Source organism: Halioglobus maricola (assembly GCF_009388985.1).
GTDB lineage: Bacteria > Pseudomonadota > Gammaproteobacteria > Pseudomonadales > Halieaceae > Halioglobus > Halioglobus maricola.
Genome location: NZ_CP036422.1, coordinates 1,730,273 through 1,754,951, shown reverse-complemented (window position 1 = coordinate 1,754,951; position 24,679 = coordinate 1,730,273). Strand labels below are relative to the sequence as shown.

The following is a 24,679-nucleotide window of genomic DNA, read 5'->3' as shown; positions in this document are numbered from 1 at the left end:
CAAATTCTCCCGGTCAGAATTTCATTTCAACGTTGGTGTGGAAGGCAACCCCATCGCCACCCACGGCATAGGGAATACTCGAATAACCAACCGCCGAATCCTTCATGTAAACCAGTTCTGAGTTAACCCGGAACAGTCGCTCTCGCAGGGGGAACCAATTGATCCCAACGGCAGTATCCCATGGATCACCGTACTCTCCATATATTTTGGAGCCTGCGACATAACCTTGCAGGTATTTGGGCATGAACATATAGGACGTCTGGATCTGGAAACCATGGTCATATAGCTCATCAACGGGAATATCTCCGTCTATCTCAAAGTCAGACACCCAGCGCCAATAGTACTCGCCCATGAGCGAGAACCCCTTGTATTTCATACCCGCATCCATTGCCAGCATCTCGTAGGTCGCTCGATTAATTCTGCCGTTGGTGTTGAATGCACCCGGCTCGAATATCCTGGTACCATCAGAGAGCCTTATCTGGCTGTTATTAATGTCTTCCTCACCGGGCTGACTCTGCCGATCTTCCTTGCTCCGTGTCGCAGCTATGCCGAAAAGCGTCGCTACATCCTCATGCATCTCCCAATCGTCAAAGCCGCGCTGAGGGCCAAACTCACCGGTCGTAGGCATCCAGTCAACCCGCCCGGACCAGGTATTGAGCTCATCATCCAATCGGTTCGCGTTGACACCCAATTGCGAGAGATTGTTCCCCAGCATGAGTTTGTATTGGCTCCTGTCTGTAATCTTGCCAGCGCTCCATATCCCGGTCGTGTAACTGGGGCGGAAAAATTCATCCGCCATGGCACGGCTGTCTACCTTGTGGAAACGTGGAAAGGTCCCGGACATGGAACGGGTGCCAGGCAGAGCGTCAATCCCCAATCCAACATCTACATAGTCGTTGAATTGATACTTCATATTGCCGGCGACCACGACCTGAGCGCTTTCGCCCTGGCTGGTATTGGACGTCCAGGTATAAAACATCCAGCGGAACGCAGGATCGAAGAGCCAACCAGAGAATGTCAGATTAACCTTGCTGACCTGAAAATCATTGCGTTTGTCTATGTCGAACTCACGGCCAAAACTGTCGGTATATTCGTCATTCAAACCGCGCTGATTGAGATAGCGTACATAGCTCCAGGCGCTAAAATTCAACTTTGCCTCGGGCGACTCAGCGATCGTGATACCTCGCCCACCGGTATTAAACCTGCCTATGACTGAATCTTCCGTGGAAGCCAGCTGTCCCGTCGCCACATCCGCCGAAGGTACGGCGCTGTCGCCGTCTGACGAGATATCGATTGACTGTAGATGTTCATCAGTAAGCCCTACTCGCTGCTCCAGCTCAGCAATTCGGCCATCGCGCTGGGCCAACTCTTGCTCGAGACGACGCTGATTTTCCTCCAGAGCCATCAATCGCTGCATGATTGCGTCATTATCGATCGCGGCCTGGGCGGCATGCAGTGGCGACAACAACATTATTATCGCCAATACTTTAGTGACACGGTGAAACAATCTGACCATGGTCGGAAGTCCTGTGGGAAATATGATCATTGAGCTATAGTCGCAAGCTGTCATTGCGTCAACTCAGGAGCGAGGTTGGACAACTTTTTTAATGGGCATAGAGTGAACCGTGACCTTCCCAAGCCCGCCTGGGTCTTTGGCTATGGTTCCTTGATCTACAAGGTCGACTTCCCCTACCTGCGACGGGAAGTCGCGAGTATCACCGGGTGGCAGCGTCGCTTCTGGCAGGGGTCTCACGATCACCGAGGCACTCCCGATGCACCAGGGCGCGTTGTAACCCTTCTTCCCGCCCCCGGCCATATCTGCCATGGCGTCGCTTATCTCGTCGAGCACTCTGTTTTTGAACACCTGGACTACCGGGAGAAGAACGGCTACCAACGATTTGATGGCGCTATCACCTTACGCAAGTGTCATACCGAGGTGCAGGGCGTTGTCTATGTCGCTGACAGTGACAACCCGGCCTACCTTGGCCCGGCCCCGATGGATGAACTGGCCAGCCACATAGCCAGCTCGTCCGGACCGAGCGGCAGCAACAGTGACTATGTCCTGCAACTGGCTGACGCCCTTCAGGAACTAGGAGACGATGACCCGCATGTGGCTGAACTGGGACGCTTGCTGACCTCCAACGCCGGAGCCAAGCATGACGCTGGATAACACTGGAACCACGCTGGTCGTTGTATACCTCACTTCACTCCTGCTGGTCGGCTGGCTGGCGAAGCAAGCTAGCGGCGAGTCGAGCCTGAAAGACTATTACCTTGCCGGGGGCTCACTCGGCGCAATGAGCCTTTTCTTCACCCTGTACGCCACCCAGTACAGCGGCAATAGTTTCTTCGCCCTGCCCGGCAAGGCTTACCGCGACGGCATCATGGCTGGCGCGTTCATTGTCGGTGTGATGAGTATAGTGCTGGTCTACCAGCTCTACGCACCCAGGCTGTTGCGCATCGCGCAGCGGGAGAACTTTATTTCCGTGGGGGACTTCATCCTGTGGCGCTACAGAAGCACCCCTCTGCTATTCGCAGTCAACGCCGTATTTGTAGTGGTCTTGGTCACGTTCATACTTGGTAATCTGAAGGCCATCGGCCTGCTTTTGAGCACGGCCAGCGGTGGCACTCTTGGCTTTGCCCCGGCGATTGTGCTGGTCTGCGTGATAATGGCGATCTACGAAACGCTGGGCGGGATGCGCGGTGTAATATGGACCGATATGATCCAGGGCCTGCTGCTGATGGCTGGCAGCCTCGTCGTGTTCCTGCTCCTGCTAACCAGCACCGATAACGGCATAATGAATGAGCCCGCGCGTCTGGTTCAGGTTACTGGAGAGTTCTTTTCGCAACCTATCCCGACAATCCAGTTCATCAGTCTCGTGCTGCTGATTGCGTTGGGCGCCGCGGTATACCCGCAGGCTATCCAGCGCATTTATGCCGCCAGAAATATTACGGTTTTACGCCGCTCCTATTTCTTCATGTTCTTCATGCCGCTGTTAACCACCCTGCCCCTATTTTTGATTGGCTTCAGCGGGGCTGACTGGTTCCCGGATCTCACCAGGAGTGAAACGGAGCAGGTGGTGATCTTTGCCATAGGAGACCTTCTAGGCGCCGGCTCAGATTCAGGTTCGGGCTTGAGCCTTAGCTGGTTGTTGGCGCTCTACATTGGCGCTGCCGTCGCAGCGATCATGTCCACCATAGATTCCGGGCTGCTGACCATGGGCTCAATTCTCAACAAGGATTTCATCGCCCGCCGCCACCCTCAGCTCCCCCAGGATCAGCTGCACCGGATCGGCCGCAGACTTACCTGGGTATTGATGGCAGTAATGGCCATCATGGCGATCGTACTCCCCAATACCATCTGGTCCCTGCTCGTCCTGAAGTTGGAGCTGGTTATTCAGGTGTTTCCCGCTGTGGTGATAGGACTCCGCTTCTCAAAGCTACAATCGAGCTCTGTGCTCGCCGGACTTATCGTGGGCTGTGCCATAGCCATCGCGCTCCGCCTATGGCCCGAGATGTCTCCCGCGCCGGCAGTACACAGTGGTCTCTGGGCGTTGCTGGGAAATTTGGCTACCCTGGGGCTGGTGCAGCTCATAAAGTCACGTCACAAGAAGTACGAGGTCAGCCAATGAATCCCGGTCCCAAAACGCCGAACTTGAAGATCGACATTGTCTCGGATGTCGTTTGTCCCTGGTGCATCATCGGCTACAAACAGTTATTGAAGGCCCTTGAGAGCATGTCAGGGCAGTTCAATGCTGAGATAGAGTGGCATCCATTTGAGCTCAACCCTTACATGCCGCCAGAAGGTCAGGACCTGCGCGAGCATGTGATCCAGAAATACGGCACTACCCCGGAACAAAGCAAGGCCGCGCGCGCCAGGATGACCGAACTCGGTACCGAGCTGGGCTTCACGTTTGCTTACGCCGATGACATGCGCATGGTCAACACCTTCAGCGCACACCAGCTGCTGCACTGGGCCCGAACGATGCAAAAACAAACCGAACTCAAGTTGGAACTCTTCGCTGCGTTTTTCACCCAGAGGGAGGATGTCAGTGATTTCACTGTGCTCTCCGCCGCGGCCGCTCGCGCGGGTCTATCTGAAAAAGAGGCGCTGGCGGTGCTACAAGACGGGCGCTACGCCGAGCTTGTGAGAGAGGAGCTGGATACTTGGCTCGACAACGGCGTACACGCTGTACCCACCTTTTTCTTCAACAAAAAATTTCAGGTGCCCGGTGCACAGGAAGCGGAAACCTTTGTTCGCGTACTGGAGCGCATCAAGGCAAGCGAGTGAAGCCCGGGGCTACTCATTGACCCCGACCATCTTGGTCTGTGCTCTGAATGGCAGCTCAGACTCCTGCCCAGGCAGCAGGGGCAATTCCTGCTTCCGCCAGAGCGGTTCCCAACAACCATGCCTCTCCAGCAACAACTGAACTGATGTTTGCGCGCCCGTGGGCATGGCATTAAAGTGATCGCGCAGCTGCTGCAGGCACCACACGCGATAATGCGAGTATCGAGCCTGTTTAAACACGACGCCATCGATCTCTGCATCAAACCGTGTTTTACCCTCATTGACTGCGTCTACGTTGGCACAGAGATACGGGAGATAACTCCTGCCAATCATATCGAGTAAGGGGCCAAAATCCTCCGGCACACCCTCCAGCCACTGCCCCTGACAATCCGCCAAGCGTGTATTCCATAACCTCGCCACCCACTCCAGTACCGCGGGTGCCCGCTGCCTGATTAATTCCAGTGGCACAGGATCGAGCGCAAAGTGACGAAAAAAGGGGCCGGAGAAACCGACGTCTGCCAATGAAGGCCGATCCCCCAGCAGGAACGGTCTGGCGCTGAAAATACCCTGCAAATGGCCGAGCAAGTTCGCAACATCGGCTTCTATCGCAGCGACATTCTCAGCTGTTATGCCGTCGCCAGTTGTATAGCCTCCGCGCTGACGCCGCCTGAGCACCAGGGCTTTGAGCCACTGCGGGCCTTGCATACCCCCGAGGACTTCATCTGCGAGGTGATAGGAAGCGAAGCGCGCGCCCTCTGCATAGTGCCAGCGATAGTGCATAGCCGGTCGCCACCACCACTCGTCGGCCCAATCCTCCAGCAGTAAACATAAGAATGCCTGTACCGGGTCAGCTGGCAGTACTCCGGGCGTATCCTGCTGTGCCTCGAACCACTCGATCATTTTAGTGCTATCGGTCAACCAGCGCCCGTCGTCGAGTTGTACTGCGGGCATCTGGCTGACGCCCACCTCCCGCTCTAATAGCTTGCCGTCCTGCGGATAGCACATACTCTGCAATTCATAGGGCATTTCCCGCAGTCGAAAATAATTTTCCATCTTGCCGGTGAAGTAGGAAATGTTGGAACCATAGAGTTTCAGCATGATTTTAGGCGTCCTCGAGCTGGCGCGCATTGTCGTCGTTATTGTTTTGCCGTGACACATTTTGGCAAGCTCGCAGAAACTTTGCCTGCGGCATGATTCCATGCACAATGTCTGCATGCATGAATATGACTATATCATTGTAGGCGCGGGCACCGCGGGCTGCGTACTGGCAAATCGACTTAGCGCAGATGCAGAAAAGCAGGTGTTACTACTGGAGGCTGGCGGTAAAGACGACTACTTCTGGATCAATATACCGGTGGGCTATCTGTACACCATCGGCAACCCGCGCACGGACTGGTGCTTCGAAACCGAGCCGGAAGACGGTCTCAACGGCCGCTCATTGGGCTACGCCAGGGGCAAAGTGCTCGGAGGCTGCTCTTCCATCAATGCCATGATCTACATGCGCGGACAACAACACGACTATGACCAGTGGGCTGAGTCTGGCAATCGCGGATGGGGCTGGGACGACGTACTCCCGGTATTCAGGAAATCCGAGAACTACCAGCATGGTGCCAGCGAGTACCACGGCGCAGATGGCGAGCTGCGAGTAGAAGAACGCCGAGTCAGCTGGGATATCCTCGACGCCTGGCAAGATGCCGCCAGTGAGTGCGGCATCCCCAAAATCGAGGAATACAACCGGGGGGACAACCTCGGCACTGCCTACTTCCAGATGACACAGCGGCAGGGCCGGCGTTGCAGTGCGGCCCACGCATTTCTGAACCCGGCAAAGCCACGCGCCAACCTCACAGTGTTAACCGAGGCCATGGTCCAGGGGCTGGAACTCAGCCAGGTCGAAGGCAAGATGCGAGCGACAGGCATCAGAGCCCGCGTTGCTGGCGGGGATGAACAGGTATTCAAAGCGCGCAGTGAGGTGATTCTCGCAGCGGGTTCCATTGGCTCACCCCAACTTTTGCAATTATCGGGCATTGGGCCCCGCGCCTTACTGGAGCAGCACGGCATCGAAGTTAAGCAGGAGCTGGCCGGTGTCGGCGAGAACCTGCAGGACCATCTGCAAATCAGAACGGTCTATCAGGTGAGCAACACCAAAACGCTGAATACGCTCTACCATTCTCTTTGGGGTAAAGCGAAGATGGGCCTGCAGTACCTTTTATTCAGGACCGGGCCGCTCACCATGCCGCCTTCGCAACTGGGCGCTTTTGCCAAAAGCGACCCGACGCTCGCGACACCGGATCTGGAATGGCATGTGCAGCCGCTATCGCTGGACAAGTTCGGCGAGCCACTGCACAAATTCAATGCAATCACCCCCTCTGTGTGCAACCTTCGCCCTACCAGCCGAGGCCACATCCGTATCAAGAGTGCAGCCCCGGAAGACCCACCGGAGATAAAACTGAACTACCTTTCCACCGCTGAAGACCGCAAGGCCGCAGCAGAGGGCCTCAAATTCACTCGCCGGATTATGGCCAGTGAAGCGCTAAAACCCTTTGCACCCGAGGAATTGAAACCTGGGCCGGACATTGAAACCGAGGAGGAACTGGCACGGGCCGCCGGTGACCTGGGCACGACGATTTTTCATCCGGTGGGTACTTGCAAGATGGGCAGCGACCCGATGGCGGTGGTTGATGACCGGCTGCGCGTGCACGGCATAGATGGCCTGCGAGTCATTGATGCCTCGATCATGCCAACAATCGTTTCAGGGAATACCAATGCCCCAACGGTAATGATTGCAGAGAAAGGCGCTGAATTTATTCTGTCTGGAGAATAACGCTAGCTCGAAAAAAACTCGGCGACCAATACCAGCGCTCGCTCTACCCCTGCTTCGTTTACATCTTTATGCGTCACGAGCCGCAACACCTGCCCCCCTAGCGTGAGCACTCCGTTATCCCGAAGAAAATCTTCCAACGGTTTCGCCTGCGCAGGGTCGTCAATCATCGCAAACACCATATTGGTCTGGACTGCCGCGGGATCACAGGAGACACCCGGAATCGCAGCCAGGCCCTCGGCCAGGCGCCGGGCATTGCTGTGGTCATCAGCGAGTCGTGCGATATTGTGCTCGAGTGCGTAAAGCCCTGCAGCTGCCAACATACCTGATTGGCGCAGCCCGCCCCCCAACACCTTACGCCAGCGCCGTGCTTTGGCCAGCACATCAGCATCGCCTACCAGCACTGAGCCGGCAGGCGTACCCAGGCCCTTGGACAAACACAACGATACGCTGTCGTAATGCTGGCTAATCTGCGCCAGTGATACATCTTGCTTTACCAGGGCATTGAACAGCCGGGCTCCATCAAGATGCAGCCCAAGGCCATGTTCGTCACACAATGCGCGAGCTTCACCGTGGTATGCCAGCGGCAGCACATTCCCGGAACAGGTGTTTTCCAGGCAGAGCAAGCGGGTATTCGCGAAGTGACTGTCATCAGCTTTAATTTTTGCCCTCACCTTAAGTAGATCCAGAGTTGAATCCGGCTCGAACTCTATTGGCTGGGGCTGAATACTGCCTAGTACCGCTGCGCCGCCGCCTTCATATTTATAGGTGTGAGCGTCCTGACCGACGATATACTCATCGCCTCGCTCACAGTGGGCCATCAGCGCGACCAGGTTGCTCTGGGTACCACTGGGCAGAAACAATCCCGCCTCCTTACCCGCCTGCCTGGCCAGTGCCTGCTCTAGCTGCATCACCGTGGGATCGTCCCCGAGGACATCATCACCCAGCTCGGCCTCCACCATGGCCTTCTTCATGCCCGGGCATGGTCGCGTAACGGTATCGCTGCGAAAATCTGCGACTAAATGACTCATACAGCCCCCGATTCATCAAGTTCAAAGCCATCTTTGGACATTACCAGGCGGTGACGAACGCCCGACATTTGCGCATCTCCTGATTCATAGCCAACATCGCCCTCCCACATCGCGACCAGGTCGTCGCCGCTGGCGACGATCTTGGTGACATAGTGGCGCGGTTTCATCGGTTCCAGCGACGCCATTGCGTCAGCGACACAGGTATATCTGGCTAGCAGGCTGAGTGTGACATAGGTCGGTGGAGCCAACTCGATGTCCCCGGCGGCATGCTGAGCCAGCGCCTCAGAACCGGTAACCCACTGGCTCTCGGTAATCTCTCCATCGTCTATGGTCACCTCGCCGCGGGGTGCGGACGTCGCAAAAAACCAGGTGTTAAAGCGCCGGTTCCCCATGGCGGGCGGCGTCCAGTGTGAAATCCAGGTCATTTCAGCAGGAGCCACTTCCACAGACGCTTCTTCCATGGCTTCTCTGGCAGCAGCGATCCGCGCCCGATGCTCCATCTCATCTTCGGGAGAACCGTCGTCATCATCAATTCGGCCGCCGGGAAACACCCACATGCCACCAAATGCGATTTTGGAATTCTTACGCAACATCAGGGTTTCCACGCCGCCATCAGCATCGCGCAGCAGAATCACAGTGGCAGCGGGGATCAGCTCAGTCGGTTCACCGAAATCAGAGCCCTTGGAAATTCGTCTGGCGAACTCGGAGATATTCTTCTGTTTCATAGCGTTTTCAATTCTTTCCGGACAGATACCTGGTTGACCCTATGATAACGGTAAAGGCGCGTTTTCTTTAACGGCGCGCAGGCTGAAATTTGTCTCGATATTCTTTACCCCTGGAATCTTGAGAATTCGATTCATCGCCAGCTCCGAGAAGTGCTCCATGCTGCGCGCCACCGTTTTCAACAGGAAATCATGGGAACCACTCATGGCATGCGCCTCCACTATGTACTCCTCGGCCTCCACCGCAGAGAGAAATTTCGCCAGCTTGCGGTCGTCCTGTGTCTCCAGCGCCACCAGCACAAACGCAGTGACCTGCAGGCCGATAGATCTCCGGTCCACTCTTGCACCATAGCCCTCGATCACGCCAGCCTCTTCCAGAGCGCGCACTCGCCGATAGCAGGGCGATTCCGACAGCCCCACCGATTCCGCCAACTCAACGTTGGACATCCGGCCATCCTGCTGCAGCGTCCGTAGAATATCTTTTTCCTGTCTCTCGAGTTTCACGGTTATTTTTCTCCAAAAATGAACGATAAACGAACAATTCCATCGATTATGCCTCATTTACAGACCGAAATAGAAGAATTCCTGCCCTCACTTCGACTTACTATTTTTCACCTGAATCGCTAACAAATAACAAGGTGAAATAACATGGCAGACCTGTTTGAAAATCCAATGGGCCTAGACGGCTTTGAATTTGTCGAGTACGCGGCAACCGAGCGCGGCGTATTGGAGCCGGTATTTGCAATGATGGGCTTTAGCCATGTAGCGACACACCGCGGTAAAGCCGTGGATCTGTGGCGTCAGGGCGACATCAACTTCATCATCAACTACGAGCCAAAATCCTGGGCCTACTACTACGCCGAAGAGCATGGCCCCTCCGCCTGCGGCATGGCCTTCCGGGTAAAAAACGCCAAGGCCGCCTACGAACGGGCGCTGGCTCAGGGTGCCCAGCCCATCGATGTGCCAGTTGGCCCAATGGAGCTCAAGCTCCCGGCCATCAAAGGTATTGGCGGCGCCATTCTCTACCTCATCGACCGCTACGAAGAAGGCGCTTCAATCTACGACATCGACTTCGAGTATCTTGAAGGCGTAGATCGTCATCCCGAAGGTTGCGGTTTCAACGTGATCGATCACCTCACCCATAATGTGTACCGCGGGCGCATGGACTATTGGTCCAGGTACTACGAAGACCTGTTCAACTTTCGCGAAATTCGCTACTTCGATATCAAGGGCGAATACACCGGACTGCGCTCCCGTGCCATGACCGCGCCCGACGGCAAAATCCGCATCCCGCTGAATGAAGAGGGACAGGCTGGCGGCGAGGGCCAGATCGAGGAATACCTGCTGCAATACAACGGCGAAGGCATCCAGCACATTGCTTTCTCCTGTGACAATCTGATCGAGTGCTGGGATCGCCTCAAGGCAAATGGCGTGCCCTTTATGACTGCACCGCCAGAGACATACTACAGAATGCTCGACGAGCGCCTGCCTGGCCACGGCGAGCCTGTAGACGAGTTGCAGCGACGTGGCATCCTGCTGGATGGCTCCACCGAAGATGGTGACAATCGACTGCTGCTGCAAATTTTCTCGGAAACCCAGATCGGCCCCATCTTTTTCGAGTTTATCCAGCGCAAGCGCGACGAGGGTTTCGGCGAAGGCAACTTCCAGGCACTGTTCGAGTCTATCGAACGCGACCAGTTGGCTCGCGGTGCGATTAAATCTGACGAACACGCAGCCTGAGACGCAGCCATGGAACTGAAACGCATACACCATGTCGCCTACCGTTGCCGAGACGCCAAAGAGACGGTCGAGTTCTACCAACGCGTACTTGGCATGCACTTCGTGCTCGCCATTGCAGAAGACCAGGTACCCTCAACCGGAGCGCCCGATCCATACATGCACGTATTTCTTGATGCGGGCATGGGCAACGTACTCGCCTTCTTCGAATTGCCCAATTCGCGGGATATGGGCTTCGATGGCAATACACCTGACTGGGTACAACATATCGCTTTTGAACTCGAAGACTGGAACGCGTTACTCGCAGCCAAGACTTCCATTGAAGCCGAAGGCCTGGACGTGATCGGCCCTACCAATCACGGCATTTTTCATTCCATTTACTTTCGCGACCCCAATGGTCACCGCCTTGAACTCGTGGCTAACACCTGTACAGATGAAGAAATGGCCGAACTCAATCGTGTCGCCCCAGCCATGCTGGACGAATGGAGTCGCACCAAAAAAGCCCCCCGCCATGCAGCCTGGCTGCACGAGAAAGAATTTTCTGGAGACAACGCATGAAACTGGCCAGCCTTAGATCCGGCCGCGACGGCAAATTAGTCGTCGTATCCCGGGATCTCAATCGCGCCGTAAGCGCCGCGCAGATCAGCCCCACCCTGCAATCCGCTCTGGACGATTGGACATCCACAGAGCCCGCACTTCAGGCCCTCTATGCGCAACTCAATGCCGGTGAGTGCAGCGAAGCTTTTGCCTTCGACCCGGCGGCTTGCGCTGCCCCCCTGCCCCGCGCCTATCACTGGGCCGATGGCAGCGCTTACGTGACCCATGTAGAACTGGTGCGCAAGGCTCGCGGTGCCGAATTACCCGAATCTTTCTGGACAGATCCGCTGGTATATATGGGAGCGTCGGATGCATTTATCGGTCCCCACGACGACATCGATGTAGAAAGCGAGGCATGGGGCATCGACTTCGAAGCCGAGGTTGTGGTGATCACAGACGACGTGCCAGCCGGTTCCAGCCCTGAGCTCGCTCGTGACCATATCCGCCTGATCGGGCTGGTGAATGATGTATCACTGCGGAATCTGATACCCGCAGAACTAGGCAAGCAATTCGGTTTCTACCAGTCCAAACCCTGGACCAGTTTTACGCCGGTTCTGGCTACGCCCGACGAGTTGGGTGACGCCTGGGATGGCGCCAGACTCCACCTGCCCCTGCGTGCCAGCCTCAATGGGAAGCTGATAGGCGCACCCGATGCAGGACAGGACATGACCTTTGACTTCCCCACTCTCATTGCCCATTGCGCGAAATCCCGATCGCTCATGGCCGGCACGGTCATCGGCTCGGGCACAGTATCCAATGTAGGCAGCGAGCAAGGCTCATGCTGTCTGGCGGAAGTGCGCTGCCTCGAGATCATCGCTACCGGGGCGGCCACAACACCGTTCATGAGCTTCGGTGATCGAGTGGAAATCGACATGCTGGACGCGAACGGTACTACAATATTCGGTAAGATCGATCAGGTAGTTACTCACTACCAACCACCGGAGAAATGACACCTTGAAGCTCTATTCCTACTACCGCTCCTCCTGCTCTTATCGCGTGCGCATCGCACTCGCGTTGAAGGAAATTGACTACGACTATGTGGCCATCAACTTATTGGATGGCGACCAGGCGTCTGCCCACTACCGGGAGATCAATCCACTTAAACTGGTACCCGCGTTGGAACTGGCGCCCGGAGAGGTTATTGGCCAATCACTGGCGCTGTGTGAGTGGCTGGAGGAAACACACCCCGAACCTCCGCTGTACCCAACCGCTCCGCTGGAACGAGCCAGGGTACGGGCGATGGTGACGACCGTCTGCAGCGAGATCCAGCCACTGTGCAATATGGGTGTGAACAATTATCTCGTCAGCCAGCATGACGCCACCACAGAATCCATCCAACGATGGCAGGCCCACTGGATGGAGCGAGGCTTTGTCGCCGTGGAGTCTGCCCTGGCTGAGTCCGGCACTGAATTCTGCTTCGGCTCAACACCCGGGATGGGCGATATATTTCTGGTTCCCCAGGTCTACAACGCCCGCCGCTTCAAAGTATCGCTGGACGCTTACCCGAATATCCAGCGAGTGGTTGATGCCTGCAACAAACATCCGGCATTTTCCACGGCTGCCCCGGAACAGCAGCCGGACTACCCTGGTTAGAGTCAGCATGGTCCAGCAAGACATCATCGATAGCTTGCCCGCTCACCTGCGACCTTTTGTAAAAAAGCAGGAGTACGGCCGCTACACGCCCCGCGACCAGGCGGTATGGCGATTCGTAATGAAACACCTCACGCTGCAACTGGCAGACTCTGCGCACCCTGTTTACCTGGACGGACTCGCGCGCACGGGTATTGCCCTGGACCACATTCCCTCCATCGAAGAGATGAACGAATGCCTGGCACAACTGGGCTGGAGAGCCGTTGTCGTGGATGGATTCATTCCCCCGGCGATCTTCATGGAGTTCCAGGCCCTGAAGGTATTGGTGATAGCACTGGACATGCGCAGTGTGGAGCATGTGTTCTACACCCCTGCGCCTGACATAGTCCATGAATCCGCCGGCCACGCACCCTTTATTGTGGATATCGATTACTCGGAATTTCTCCAACGTTTTGGCGAAGTCGGCATGAAAGCCGTGGCAACCCGTGAAGACCTCGAGCAGTACGAAGCCATCCGCCGGCTCTCTATCCTCAAAGAGTGCTCTAGCAGCTCTGAGCAGGAGATCGCCGACGCCGAAGCGGAACTGGAACGCCTTGCCAATTCCGAGCAGCCACCATCCGAAGCCGCCCTTCTCACTCGCCTGCACTGGTGGACCGTGGAGTATGGTCTGGTAGGCGAACCTGAGGACTACCGTATTTTCGGCGCCGGTATACTCTCTTCTCTCGGCGAAAGCCGCCATTGCCTCAATGACAAAGCAGTGCAAAAACTGCCTCTCACTGTGGATGCGGTGAAAACGCCCTACGACATTACGCGCGAGCAGCCACAGCTTTTCGTCACCAAAAGTTGCAAGCATCTCAGTCAGGTACTGGAAGAATTCGCCGAATCAATGTGCTTCAAGCGCGGCGGAGCCGCGTCGCTGCGCACCGCCATTGCGGCTGCCAGTATCTGCACCGCACGGTATGACAGCGGCATGCAGGTGAGCGGGGTATTTTCCGAGGTCCTGTGCGACGCCGTAGGCAACGCTACTTACTTGCGCACAACAGGACCGACCCAACTTGCCTACGGTGACAGTGAAATTTTCGGCCACGGCGTTGCCTACCACGGTGAAGGCTTCGGCTCACCGATTGGTCACATCAAGGATTTCAGCCGCTGCCTGTCGGAATACACTATTGACGAACTCGCTGCCCATAATATTGAAATAGGTAAGCTGGCGCGCCTCGAGTATCTCTCCGGTATCACCGTCGAAGGAAAGCTCGAGCAGGTATTTCGCCAGAACCAACGCAACCTGATCCTGAGCTTTAGCGACTGTACCGTGCGCGACCTGGCAGGCAATGTGTTGTTCGATCCGGCCTGGGGCAACTATGATCTGGCCGCGGGCTCCGCTATTGAATCCGTGTATGGCGGCGTGGCAGACCGCACAGCGCTGCAGCTTTACAAACCCACACCACGCACCGAAACACTGAGCACTAAACAGGATGAGCAACTCATGGCCTGCTATGCCCTGGTCGATCAACTGCGCAATGGTGAGAGCAGCGAAGGACCGGACGCACAGGAGGCACTTAACGCTGCTCTAGCCAACTATCCTGAAGAGTGGCTACTACGCGCCGAGATGCTCGATATTGCCAGTGATTCGCTGAGGAAGCGCCTGTATATTGAACTGCGCGAGCTAGGTGACACCCATCCCTCCCTGCGGGAGTTGACTGCGCTGGCAATTGATCCAGAATACCCATTCGCACAATCTGCATAAGGCAATACTCACATGCTTGAGAACAAACGCTTGGTGATCACTGGCGCTGCGGGATCTCTGGGCAAGGCGGCCGCATCAGTCGCCCGCAATCACGGAGCCGAAGTGATTGGGCTGGACATCGTTGAATCGGCCGAGATCCCGGGTGGCAGCTACCACCAGGTTGACCTGCTCAACCGAGATGCTACCCGCGAAGTCATTTCCAGCCTCGGTAGTTTCGACGCCGTACTCAATATTGCCGGTGGCTTCGCCATGGGCATGGAGGCTGCCGAAGCCAGTGACGAGCAATGGGACTGGATGTTCCGCATTAACGTGGAAACCCTGCGCAATACGGTGATGGCGGCAGTGCCTGTGCTGAAGCAGCAAAGAGGCGCCATCGTGAATGTGGGTGCGCTGGGAGCCTTGTCCGGTCAAGCAGGCATGAGTGCCTACGGCTGCGCAAAGTCCTCGGTCATGCGCCTTACCGAGAGCCTCTCGGAAGAATTGAAAGCTGACGGTATCAACGTCAATGCGGTACTCCCAAGCATCATCGATACGCCGCCGAATCGGGAAGGCATGCCGGATGCTGATTTCAGCTCCTGGGTAACACCGGAAAAACTGGCCGAAGTCATGTGTTTCCTCGCCTCGGACGCGGCGAGTGCAGTGCATGGAGCCCTGCTTCCAGTAAAGGGCCTGGCGTGAGGCTCGAGTGATTCAGAAAGTAATGCTTTCCCCCCTGCGCGGGATTTCCGCCTGCAGTTGAAGCTTGTCTGCCAACTTTAACCGCAGTGCCTCCTGCGAGCGAACCTCACCATGTACCAGAACCGTTCTCGGCGCCGGTTCAAAGCCGCCGATCCACTCGATTAGGCCACTCTGCCCCGCGTGTGCGGAGAGACCACCCAGGGTTTCGATTCTCGCCTTGACGACATATTCCTCACCAAACAGTTTGATGCGATTGACACCTTCCACAAGGATACGGCCGAGCGTGCCCTGCGCCTGAAACCCTGTAAATATAATGGTATTTCGGTCATCCCAGATGCGCTGCTTAAAGTGGTGACGGATACGACCGCCGGTGCACATACCACTGCCGGCTATAATTATTGCACCGCCCTTGATGCGATTGATCGCCATCGATTCCTCCGTACTCACGGCGAGATTGAGCGTGGGCACGAATGTCTCGAGGGAAGTTTTTTGCGCGTCACTAAGATGACGGACTTCATCGCCGTCGAGCAGATCCAGCCAGCGATCATAGATTTTGGTGACATCTATCGCCATAGGACTGTCGAGGAACACTTCCCAGGGATCGAGCTCGCCCTGCTGCGCCAGGCAGCCCAGGTGAAACAGAATGTCCTGGGTACGGCCCACAGCGAAGGCAGGGATCATCACACTGCCACCGCGCTTCCAGGTTTGCTGAAGAATATCGCGTAACTGCAGCAATGAATCCTGCTCGCCACGGTGTTCACGATCACCGTATGTACTTTCCATCAACACCACATCGGCGTGCTGCAATTTTGCTGGCGCGTTCATCAGCACAGAGTCTTTCTTGCCAAGATCTCCCGAGAACACCAGAGTACGGGGTTCGTCCCCCTCATTGATCAGCACTTCGATGATCGAGGAGCCGAGGATGTGACCAGCATCGTGAAACACTACCGTGCCGCCCTGCCCCAGTGAATTGCGCTCACCAAAACGATAACCGCGACACAAGCCCAGAACGCCATTGACATCATCCTGGTTGTACACGGGCTCAATGGCGGGACGCCCGCGGCGTGCATTGCGCAGGTTCGTGCGCTCGAGGTCTCGCAGATACAGGCCCACTGAATCATGCAGCATCACGTGCAGCAACTCAGCCGTTGCCCCGTTGCAAATTACATCTCCACGAAAACCCTCGTGGTACAGCCGGGGCAGCATGCCGCTGTGATCCAGATGAGCATGCGATAGTAAAACTGCATCAATCGTCGCGGGATCAAACACGAACTCCTCATCCTGGATACGCTCCACTGCATCCCCGCCCTGGTGCATTCCGCAGTCGAGCAATACACGTCCCACAGCGGGTGACTCCAGCAAATGGCAGGATCCGGTCACCTCTTGAGCCGCACCGAGAAAAGTGATCGTTGCCATTGACTAAAACTCCTAGAGAATCACAGTGCGCTGTCCGTTCAGCTGCACCCGTTCCTCACAGTGTAGACGCACCGCATGAGACAGGGCTGTCGCTTCAATATCGTGCCCCAGGTGCACCATATGCTCGATCGATACCTCGTGATCGATTGCTCGCACTTCCTGAACAATAATGGGGCCCTCGTCCAGGTCTGACGTCACATAGTGCGCGGTAGCGCCAATCACCTTCACCCCACGCTCATAAGCCTGATGGTAGGGCCTGGCGCCTTTAAAACCCGGCAAGAAAGAGTGATGTATATTGATCGCCCGCCCAGCGAGGCTATTACATAGATCATTCGACAGGATCTGCATGTAACGGGCGAGCACCAGCAGGTCCACATCGAGCGCTTCCATCACTGCCAATATCTGCGCCTCCTGCTCCGGCTTGGTTTCGGGAGTGATTGGCAGATGGTAATAAGGCAAACCGTACCATTCGGTCATCGACTGGCAATCCGGATGATTACTCACCACACCCACTATCTGGGCGGGAAGCGCACCGGCTTTCCATTTGTTGAGGAGCACGTTCAGGCAGTGATCGTACTTGGAGACCGCGAGTAGCAAACGGGGTAATTCATCACTCGCTCGCAGGTGGTAGTCCATACCGAAGTCATCAGCTACGACCTGGAACCGCTCACGAAATTCAGCCAGTGACACAGTCATCTGGCGGTCATCGAAAACACAGCGCATATGGAATGTGTCGCTGACCGGATCAGAGTAATTCGACACCTCGGTAATGAAGGCACCAACGTCATAGAACAAACCGGTGGAGCGCGCCACCACCCCGATCTGGTCGGGGCACTGAAATGACAGCACATAGGAACGTGAAGAATCGGAGGCCTTGGTCATGAGGTATACGTCAGCAGTCTAATGTGCTGACAATCTTACGCCAGGCTGTGGCCTGCGACAGCGCTATTCTTGGTAATCCTAACGTGGATCAATCCACACAGCAGAGGTGTAGGCCCGCTCCTGAATGGTAGCGTCGCGCTCGTCCCAGTGCTCGGCCTTCAAAGCGATGCTATCAAGCAAGGAGTGCCTGGGCGTTGGAATCTCAAGGACGCGGACGTAGTAAAAAGCGCTCAGGCCTGGGTCAAAGTCCGGGTCTTGCCAATAGGCAGAAAGCGCCGGCGCGCCAATCGTGTTGGAATAGGCGCCGGTGCTCAGGTCCACAGTATTGCCCACAGCCGTCAGCCGGCCGTCAGCTCCCAATACGCGTTCACCCGCCCAGACTACATTGTAAACCTGCTCATGGGTCTCGCCCCCCGCATCCAGCCAACCCTTCACCACCTGAATGCGGTCCAGGTTGGCCCCCACAGGATCTTTCTCAGCCCTGATAATGAAACGCGGGGCGGCGCCATCGGAGCCTGTGAGCACACCGCCCATGGGAACGCCGCCGGCATAGCCTCGCTCAGCGAATGCCTCGGACTGCAGGTCCTCTTCGGAAAATTCCCAGCCGGCAAACATACGTACCTTGAGGCGCGTACCTGTGGTGGCGTAAACCTCTTTGCGCTGGAATGCATCAAAGATACCGTCACGCGTGTTCTCGTCGGCCCACACCGCTGCAAGGCCTGCGGCAGACATACTCCAGCCATTGCTGCCGTTACTGCCGACAAGGTCGCCTACAAGCTTTCGCTCAGGGACAGAGTCCTGGGCAAACTTGCCCCAGAAATTGGCCTCTTCGGCGGACGCGAGGCCGGAGTGCGAATCGGTAGAGCCGATAATGCCGAACTGGTATGGATTAACCCCTGTCTCACTCTCCAATACCAACCCCGTCTTCAAGGCGGAGCGCATGTAGTCACCTTCCCGCGCCTCGTAGGCCTGGTATTCGCTCTGCAGGTTGTAGGCAAAGGTTTCGTACTCCGCAAACTCGTCATTTGGCGAGAGTGTCGGGTGAGTTTCAGAGTCACCCTTGATCTGGGTGATTTCGGAGATAGGCTCCCAGCGCAACCGTCGCGCGGCATACTCCCGAGTAATCGGCTCCTGGGTCAGGGTTTTACGATCGTACATAAATCCCTTGGACACATTGGAATTGTGCGGCATCGCAATAAAACGCGCGCCGGTGGCCGCCTGGGTATCCTCAAGCCATTGCCACAGATCCTGTGGATATTCACTCACGTCCGAACCATAGGGCAAAAACTGACGCGCTATGTCGGCGTCGTCTGGCGTAAACACAATGCGGTGCAAGTTGGCACCCCCGGGAATGGAACTCCACTCCCAACCGGTGATAGCCGTGAAGACACCCGGCTCATTGTGTGCCTCGGCCGCATCAATCACCGCGTGCCAGGCCGTGGTCTCCATCGCCGCAGTGTCGCCGAACGGGCTGGCCACGCCGCGGGTAATGGACGCGTGTTCCACCGGGTCTTTGCCAGCGAGATCAATCTTGCCAGGCAGGAAGGAATTCAGTACGGCACCACCGTCGCCACTTTCGACTGCCCAAATCATGCCTTTCAACGCGAACCAGCGCTTGGTGTTACCCCACCACCCCATGTCCTCAAGCTCGGCGCTATCGGTATGAATCGCCCGCAGGACTCCCATCATCTCTGCGTGGTCGGAGACGACCAGGAAGTCCAACGGGGTTTGAATGCGCACCCTTGCGCGATGATACGGGTGAATAACCGGCAGGCCCCGGGCGTATCGGTACGCCGTATCCGGGTCGGCGGTGTTGTTGCCATTGAGGTAGGCGTCCATGGAATAGGACGTATGCAAGTGGGTGTCGCCAAACAGTAACTGGCGACTTTCCTGCGCCAGCACAGGCCCAGCCAACAGGAGGGAGATCACACTACACAGCAGGATTCGAATTGCTTTCATGGCTTCATCACAGGACGTTATCTTTATCCCTGAATCATACCTTAAGGCTCGATTCCAACAGTATGGCTATTGATACCCCCCTGCCTTCATCAGCTGGCCTATTTTGGAGGCATGCGGATACCGCCGTCCATGCGAATCACTTCAGCATTCATGTAGGGATTGGTTATACACTCCATGACGGCAAAAGCGAGTTCTTCGCCGTGTCCCAGACGTTTCGGGAAAAGCACTGATTGACCGAGGTGGGCCTTGAATGCCTCGGCGTGCTCGCCTTCGCCGTAGATTGGTGTATCTATCAGGCCAGGGGCGACTGTATTCACCCGAATTCCCGAGACACTGAGATCGCGGGCAATGGGCAAGGTCATGCCGACAACACCGCCTTTGGAGGCGGAGTAAGAAGCCTGGCCAATCTGCCCGTCAAAGGCTGCACAGGACGCCAGATTAACGATAGCGCCACGGCTGCCATCTTCGTCCATCGCCTCGGTTTGGGCCATCGCTGCGGCGGCACGGCTCAAAACATTAAAGGTACCAATCAGGTTTACCTTGATTACGAAGCTGAACTTATCCAGATCGAGCGGCTCGTTATCGCGATTGATGGTACGGCCCGGGGCACCAAGGCCTGCCGAGTTTACACAGGCACGTAGCGGGCCCAATTCTGTGGCCGCGGCGACAGCTGCATCAGCGTCTTCGGTCTTGGTCACGTCGCACTTGACGAACACACCGCCGATCTCGCTGGCAACCTGGCTACCTTTCTCTTCGTTGAGATCGGCGATGACAACCTTCGAGCCGGCCTCAGCGAGTTGACGTGCGCAGGCCTCGCCGATGCCCGAGGCACCGCCGGTGACAATGGATGAACTACCCTGCAGATTTACGCGTGGCATGATGATTTCCTTTTGTGGGTGGATTGATTGGAGACATTTATCTTTACCAGTTTCACACTATAATTGCGGTTTTTACCGCCGATGCCAACCTTTCGACCAGAGAACTTCATGCGCAAAACCATAGATCTTCCCGATCAGTTCATCTTCGCCACCGAATACGAGGTCCTCTATTCCGATGTCAATTCTGCCAATCACCTGGGTGCAGACCGCTTCTTGCCCATCGCCATGGAAGCCCAGCTGCGCTTTATAAAACACCTCGGGTATGCCGACGCCACGGCATTCGAAGACGCCGGGCTGATCATGGCTCACTCCGAGGTCGAGTATATCTCCGAGGCCAAATATGGAGATTCACTAGAGGTTAAACTCGCGGCGAGAAATTTCGGCAGAAGAAGCTTCGAGTTTATTTACCAGATCAACAATCTGTCGCTAGAGCGCGAGATGGCACGTATCGCCACCACGCTGCTATTTTTCGACTATGCAGCAGGGAAAGTCATCGAAGTGCCGGATACTTTTCTGCAGCGCATCAGAAAGAATAACGTTCAGACCATCTGAATTGTCACTGCAAGCCCGGAGCACTCATCAGTAAAACAGCAGTGGATGCTCCAGGTCCTGATCCAGCAAAGACGATAAATCAAGGGACTCGTCTTCCGGATACAAGGTGTTCAGCGTTAAGGCCGGCTCTGAGACATAGGCGTTGGGGCCCATGGCACCCACAGTCTGGCTAACGCTGAAAAATGGCTGGGGTGAACCGTTCACGTTAATCTGCACCCTGTAACTCGCCATCGGTTCAAGCCTGGCACCGCGTTGACGCCAATCTGGCGGCACATTGGGCGAGGCTATCAAGCGGTCCAGCATCTGCTGGCTCTCCGGGTTGCCTCGCATGAGCGCCGCCTGCTGCAATGACATCATGATGACCGAGAGCGTGTCTTCCCAGCCACTCATCATTCCACTCTGGTGATTCAGCAGGAAGTCGAAGTGATTCGTCACCGCAGCCAGTATTTCCGGCGGGATCTCATTGCGGTAAAAGCCAATCCAGCCCCGGTTGACCATCAGGATGTTCCCGGCGCCATCAACGAGCGTGGCAGGATACGGATCAAGCGCCCGCAGCGAGAGGGTCATCGCCTTGCGCAGCCAGCGCATCTCCGGCGCATAGAAATCCACTTTTTCGACCAGCGGTGTGAAACCAGCCGACATGAGTAGATGATTGGTATCGCGTTCCCCCAAGCCCAACTCGCGAGCGATGCTCATTACAAGGGATTTGCTCGGCAGCGATCGACCATTCTCCAGCCGGCTAATATGGCGGGGGGAAGAATCGAGCTGCGAGGCCAGCGTTTCCTGGTTTAAGTTGAAAACACCACGCCAAAACCTGAGCAACGGCCCAAACGTATGTTCATTGGTCATATTATGAGGTGAACTAGACATCGGGTGTCATGTTATCTCTGCCCCGGTTTAGCCACAATAGGCGTCCTGAAGCGCTGACTAACCATGAGGTAAACCATGCCTGCTCCCCTGATGAACGACCGCGACCTTGAATTCTTGCTGTACGAATTATTCGATGCAGAGGCCCTGACCGAGCGCACGCAGTTTGCAGATCACAACCGCGAAACCTTCGACGCCACTTTGAACACCGCCAAGACAGTCGCGGAAAAAGTGTTGCTGCCGTTTCGTATGAAGGCGGACAACCAGGAGCCCACTTTCGATGGCGAGAAGGTTCACATGATTCCCGACATCAAGACCGGGGTCGAGGCGATTATCCAGTCCGGACTGGCGTCCCCCACTGCCAGTTATGAGACCGGCGGCATGCAGCTGCCCGCTATCGTGGCCAATGCCGCCAGTTCCTACCTGGTGGCTGCCGGTGGCGTGGCTACTGGCTATACCGCACTGACGACGGCGAATGCCAATCTCGTGGAAGCCCACGGCAGCGCCGAACAGATCGAGAAATGGGTCTTACCCATGCGAGAAGGCCGCTTCGCAGGCACTATGGCGATGACCGAACCCGGCGCGGGTTCAGGCCTGGCCGACCTGACCACCTCGGCAACGAAAGACGAAGATGGCAGCTATCGCGTCTCCGGCAACAAAATTTACATCTCCGGCGGCGATCACGAGTTGACTGAAAATATCGTTCATCTCGTACTGGCCAGAGTGAAAGGTGCACCGAAGGGTGTGAAAGGCATTTCGCTGTTCATAGTGCCCAAGTTCCTGGTTAACGATGATGGATCCCTGGGCGCTCGCAACGAAGTCGCTCTGGCCGGACTGTTCCACAAAATGGGCGGTCGCGCACAAACCTCCACTGCACTCAACTTCGGCGAACAGGACGGGGCTATTGGCTACCTGGTTGGCGAGGAAAACAAGGGGCTGTCGTATATGTTCCACATGATGAATGAAGCACGCATCATGGTGGGATCCTCTGCCGCCACCATTGGTGTCGCCGGATATCAGTACTCACTGGATTATGCCAAGGACCGCCCCCAGGGGCGGCTGTTGTCTGAAAAAGACCCTCACTCCAGCCCGGTCAACATTATTGAACACCCGGACATTCGTCGCATGCTGCTCACCCAGAAGGCCTACAGCGAGGGCGCATTGGCCTTATGTATGTATGGCAGCAGGCTGGTCGACGATGAGAAGACCGCGGCAACCGAAGAAGAGCGGCAGGCGGCACACACGCTGCTCGACTTCCTGACCCCGATTATCAAGTCGTGGCCGTCCGAGTATGGCCCTAAAGCCAATTACTACGCTATCCAGGTGCTGGGCGGAGCGGGCTATATCAACGAACACCCGGTGGAAATGTTCTACCGAGACAATCGCCTGAATCCCATCCACGAGGGCACTACGGGCATCCAGTCGCTGGACCTCCTCGGCCGCAAAGTGACCATGAACGGCTTTGCCGGTTACACCGCCTGCCTTAACGAAATGCAGAAGACCATCGACGAAGCGAAACAATCTCAGGCACTTGCCGGCTACGCTGAGCAACTGGCCGATACCATCGCGACCCTCAAACACACCACTGAAACCGTGCTGACGGCAACCCAGTCACAGAACATCGATGCCGTGTTCTCCAACTCAGTGAAGTATCTGGATCTGTTCGGCCATGTCGTTATCGCCTGGCTATGGCTGAAGCAGGCGATTGTTGCTGATGCAGCGCTCGCCGCTCAACCGCACGAAGCAGATGAGCATTTCTATCGAGGCAAACTGCAGGCGATGCAATACTTCTTCCGCATCGAACTGCCCGAGACCAAACACTGGGCAGACATCGTAGCCAACGTAGACACCACGAGTTACGACATGCAAGTGGGGTGGTTCTGATTTAGTATCTGGGACCCACCCATAGACAGTGAGATACACGTTGTGAGCAAACCCGACATCGCAAAGCTGGGCATCTGGTGCCCATTGGAAAACTACAGCTTCGACGACATCGCTACATTTGGCCAGCAGGCAGAAAAATTGGGCTACGGTGCGATATGGGTTCCCGAAGCGGTGGGCCGGGACCCCTTCGTGACACTGTCGGCGCTCGCACTGGCTACCGAAGAAATCCATCTGGCAACCGGTATTGCCAATCTCTACGCCCGCGACGCAATGGCGATGAAGGCGGCGAGAAATTCCATCGATGAATTGAGCGGTGGACGACTGATACTGGGGATAGGTGTCTCTCACGGAGACCTCGTCAGCGGCATACGCCAACACGAGTACGGCAAGCCGCTGACTACCATGCGCAACTATCTCGAGCGCATGGAGGAGGCCCTTTATCTCGGGCCTCAACCTGCCAAGCAGGGCTATCTGGTACTGGCGGCTCTGCGGGAAAAAATGCTCGGTCTCGCAGGCTCCAAAGCCGACGGCGCTCACCCCTATTTTGTCACACCCGACCATACGGCGCGGGCGCGAGAAATTCTCGGGCCGGAAAACTTTCTGGCTCCGGAACAAAAAGTACTGCTGGAAACCGACCCGCAAAAAGCCAGGGCAGTCTCCCGCAAAGCGATGTCCATGTATCTTGCCCTGCCCAACTATCGCAACAACCTGCTGACGCTTGGTTTCACCGAAGCCGACTTCGAAGACGGCGGCAGTGACCGACTGGTGGACGCCATCGTGGCCTGGGGTGACGAGGCCGCTATCACCCAGCGGCTTGAAGAGCACTGGAACAATGGCGCCGACCATGTCTGCATTCAGCCCCTGCGTCCGGACGGTGAATTAGGCTTCGATCCGGCGGCCATCGAGGCCTTCGCGCCGGCGACCAATACCGCAATGGCGGGCTGACCCTGACAGCACACCGTGGTATATTTCATGTGTTATGCGAACACATAAAAATATAAGTTTGTTGTTTTGCCTCGTTCTCGCCGGTTGCGGT

At 56.3% G+C, this 24,679-nt stretch carries 23 protein-coding genes; 13 read left to right on the top strand and 10 right to left on the bottom strand.

The window, feature by feature from the left end; all coding sequences use genetic code 11:
* Positions 1-13: 13 nt before the first annotated feature.
* Positions 14-1,516 carry a hypothetical protein gene (locus EY643_RS07945; RefSeq protein WP_205743182.1) on the bottom strand — a complete coding sequence of 501 codons (1,503 nt, stop codon included), beginning with the start codon at positions 1,514-1,516 and terminating at the stop codon, positions 14-16.
* A 102-nt stretch (positions 1,517-1,618) separates the two neighbouring features.
* On the opposite strand from EY643_RS07945, the gene EY643_RS07940 reads away from it, so the two are divergent.
* The 3 genes from EY643_RS07940 to EY643_RS07930 are packed head-to-tail and all read left to right on the top strand — an operon-like array spanning position 1,619 to position 4,288.
* Complete coding sequence (locus tag EY643_RS07940; protein WP_205743181.1) at positions 1,619-2,170, top strand: gamma-glutamylcyclotransferase; 552 nt, start codon at positions 1,619-1,621, stop codon at positions 2,168-2,170.
* Entirely contained in the window at positions 2,157-3,629 is a 1,473-nt protein-coding gene (locus EY643_RS07935) for a sodium:solute symporter family protein (protein ID WP_152661691.1), read from the top strand. The genes EY643_RS07940 and EY643_RS07935 overlap by 14 nt, the downstream gene beginning before the upstream one ends.
* A complete protein-coding gene (locus EY643_RS07930; RefSeq protein WP_152661690.1) occupies positions 3,626-4,288 on the top strand; it encodes a DsbA family oxidoreductase in 663 nt (220 codons plus the stop codon). Before EY643_RS07935 ends, EY643_RS07930 begins: the two co-directional genes overlap by 4 nt.
* 9 nt (positions 4,289-4,297) lie before the next feature.
* On the opposite strand, the gene EY643_RS07925 is transcribed toward EY643_RS07930, so the two are convergent.
* On the bottom strand, positions 4,298-5,383 hold the full coding sequence (locus EY643_RS07925; protein ID WP_240732861.1) for a glutathione S-transferase: 1,086 nt from the start codon (positions 5,381-5,383) through the stop codon (positions 4,298-4,300).
* A 100-nt stretch (positions 5,384-5,483) separates the two neighbouring features.
* On the opposite strand from EY643_RS07925, the gene EY643_RS07920 reads away from it, so the two are divergent.
* The gene (locus EY643_RS07920) at positions 5,484-7,106 is read left to right on the top strand and encodes a GMC family oxidoreductase (RefSeq protein WP_205743180.1); all 1,623 of its coding nucleotides are present in this window, start codon (positions 5,484-5,486) and stop codon (positions 7,104-7,106) included.
* Between the two features lie 2 nt (positions 7,107-7,108).
* On the opposite strand, the gene ltaE is transcribed toward EY643_RS07920, so the two are convergent.
* Genes ltaE through EY643_RS07905 form a run of 3 tightly spaced genes read right to left on the bottom strand, consistent with a single transcriptional unit; the run spans position 7,109 to position 9,360 of the window.
* Positions 7,109-8,134, bottom strand: a complete 1,026-nt coding sequence (gene ltaE, locus EY643_RS07915; RefSeq protein ID WP_152661688.1) for a low-specificity L-threonine aldolase — start codon at positions 8,132-8,134, stop codon at positions 7,109-7,111.
* Positions 8,131-8,859 carry an NUDIX hydrolase gene (locus EY643_RS07910; RefSeq protein ID WP_152661687.1) on the bottom strand — a complete coding sequence of 243 codons (729 nt, stop codon included), beginning with the start codon at positions 8,857-8,859 and terminating at the stop codon, positions 8,131-8,133. The genes ltaE and EY643_RS07910 overlap by 4 nt, the downstream gene beginning before the upstream one ends.
* Before the next feature lie 39 nt (positions 8,860-8,898).
* Entirely contained in the window at positions 8,899-9,360 is a 462-nt protein-coding gene (locus tag EY643_RS07905) for an Lrp/AsnC family transcriptional regulator (RefSeq protein ID WP_240732860.1), read from the bottom strand.
* 144 nt (positions 9,361-9,504) lie between these two features.
* Here EY643_RS07905 and hppD point away from each other — a divergent pair, with 144 nt between their 5' ends.
* The 6 genes from hppD to EY643_RS07875 are packed head-to-tail and all read left to right on the top strand — an operon-like array spanning position 9,505 to position 15,205.
* Entirely contained in the window at positions 9,505-10,596 is a 1,092-nt protein-coding gene (hppD, locus tag EY643_RS07900) for a 4-hydroxyphenylpyruvate dioxygenase (RefSeq protein WP_152661685.1), read from the top strand.
* 9 nt (positions 10,597-10,605) lie between these two features.
* A complete protein-coding gene (locus EY643_RS07895; protein ID WP_152661684.1) occupies positions 10,606-11,151 on the top strand; it encodes a VOC family protein in 546 nt (181 codons plus the stop codon).
* A complete protein-coding gene (locus EY643_RS07890; protein WP_152661683.1) occupies positions 11,148-12,140 on the top strand; it encodes a fumarylacetoacetate hydrolase family protein in 993 nt (330 codons plus the stop codon). Before EY643_RS07895 ends, EY643_RS07890 begins: the two co-directional genes overlap by 4 nt.
* Before the next feature lie 4 nt (positions 12,141-12,144).
* Positions 12,145-12,783, top strand: coding sequence for a maleylacetoacetate isomerase (gene maiA / locus EY643_RS07885; protein ID WP_152661682.1), 639 nt, complete (start codon positions 12,145-12,147; stop codon positions 12,781-12,783).
* 7 nt (positions 12,784-12,790) lie between these two features.
* Positions 12,791-14,527, top strand: a complete 1,737-nt coding sequence (locus EY643_RS07880; RefSeq protein WP_152661681.1) for an aromatic amino acid hydroxylase — start codon at positions 12,791-12,793, stop codon at positions 14,525-14,527.
* A gap of 12 nt (positions 14,528-14,539) precedes the next feature.
* The gene (locus EY643_RS07875) at positions 14,540-15,205 is read left to right on the top strand and encodes an SDR family oxidoreductase (RefSeq protein WP_152661680.1); all 666 of its coding nucleotides are present in this window, start codon (positions 14,540-14,542) and stop codon (positions 15,203-15,205) included.
* A 12-nt stretch (positions 15,206-15,217) separates the two neighbouring features.
* Here EY643_RS07875 and EY643_RS07870 read toward each other — a convergent pair whose 3' ends face one another.
* From EY643_RS07870 to EY643_RS07855, 4 genes are all read right to left on the bottom strand, one after another.
* Positions 15,218-16,621 (bottom strand): MBL fold metallo-hydrolase RNA specificity domain-containing protein, encoded by a 1,404-nt coding sequence (locus tag EY643_RS07870; protein WP_152661679.1) that lies wholly within the window; start codon positions 16,619-16,621, stop codon positions 15,218-15,220.
* A 12-nt stretch (positions 16,622-16,633) separates the two neighbouring features.
* Positions 16,634-17,503 carry a formyltetrahydrofolate deformylase gene (gene purU / locus EY643_RS07865; protein ID WP_152661678.1) on the bottom strand — a complete coding sequence of 290 codons (870 nt, stop codon included), beginning with the start codon at positions 17,501-17,503 and terminating at the stop codon, positions 16,634-16,636.
* Between the two features lie 78 nt (positions 17,504-17,581).
* Complete coding sequence (locus tag EY643_RS07860; RefSeq protein WP_152661677.1) at positions 17,582-19,462, bottom strand: DUF3604 domain-containing protein; 1,881 nt, start codon at positions 19,460-19,462, stop codon at positions 17,582-17,584.
* Positions 19,463-19,560: 98 nt separating this feature from the next.
* Positions 19,561-20,340, bottom strand: coding sequence for an SDR family NAD(P)-dependent oxidoreductase (locus EY643_RS07855; RefSeq protein ID WP_152661676.1), 780 nt, complete (start codon positions 20,338-20,340; stop codon positions 19,561-19,563).
* A 108-nt stretch (positions 20,341-20,448) separates the two neighbouring features.
* Between EY643_RS07855 and EY643_RS07850 the strand changes: the two genes are divergently transcribed.
* Entirely contained in the window at positions 20,449-20,892 is a 444-nt protein-coding gene (locus tag EY643_RS07850; protein ID WP_170287322.1) for an acyl-CoA thioesterase, read from the top strand.
* A 27-nt stretch (positions 20,893-20,919) separates the two neighbouring features.
* On the opposite strand, the gene EY643_RS07845 is transcribed toward EY643_RS07850, so the two are convergent.
* On the bottom strand, positions 20,920-21,741 hold the full coding sequence (locus tag EY643_RS07845; protein WP_153240960.1) for a helix-turn-helix domain-containing protein: 822 nt from the start codon (positions 21,739-21,741) through the stop codon (positions 20,920-20,922).
* Positions 21,742-21,837: 96 nt separating this feature from the next.
* On the opposite strand from EY643_RS07845, the gene EY643_RS07840 reads away from it, so the two are divergent.
* Together EY643_RS07840 and EY643_RS07835 are read left to right on the top strand one after the other, a co-directional pair.
* Positions 21,838-23,643 (top strand): acyl-CoA dehydrogenase, encoded by a 1,806-nt coding sequence (locus tag EY643_RS07840; protein ID WP_152661674.1) that lies wholly within the window; start codon positions 21,838-21,840, stop codon positions 23,641-23,643.
* 42 nt (positions 23,644-23,685) lie between these two features.
* Positions 23,686-24,588 (top strand): TIGR03620 family F420-dependent LLM class oxidoreductase, encoded by a 903-nt coding sequence (locus tag EY643_RS07835; RefSeq protein WP_170287321.1) that lies wholly within the window; start codon positions 23,686-23,688, stop codon positions 24,586-24,588.
* Positions 24,589-24,679: the final 91 nt, after the last annotated feature.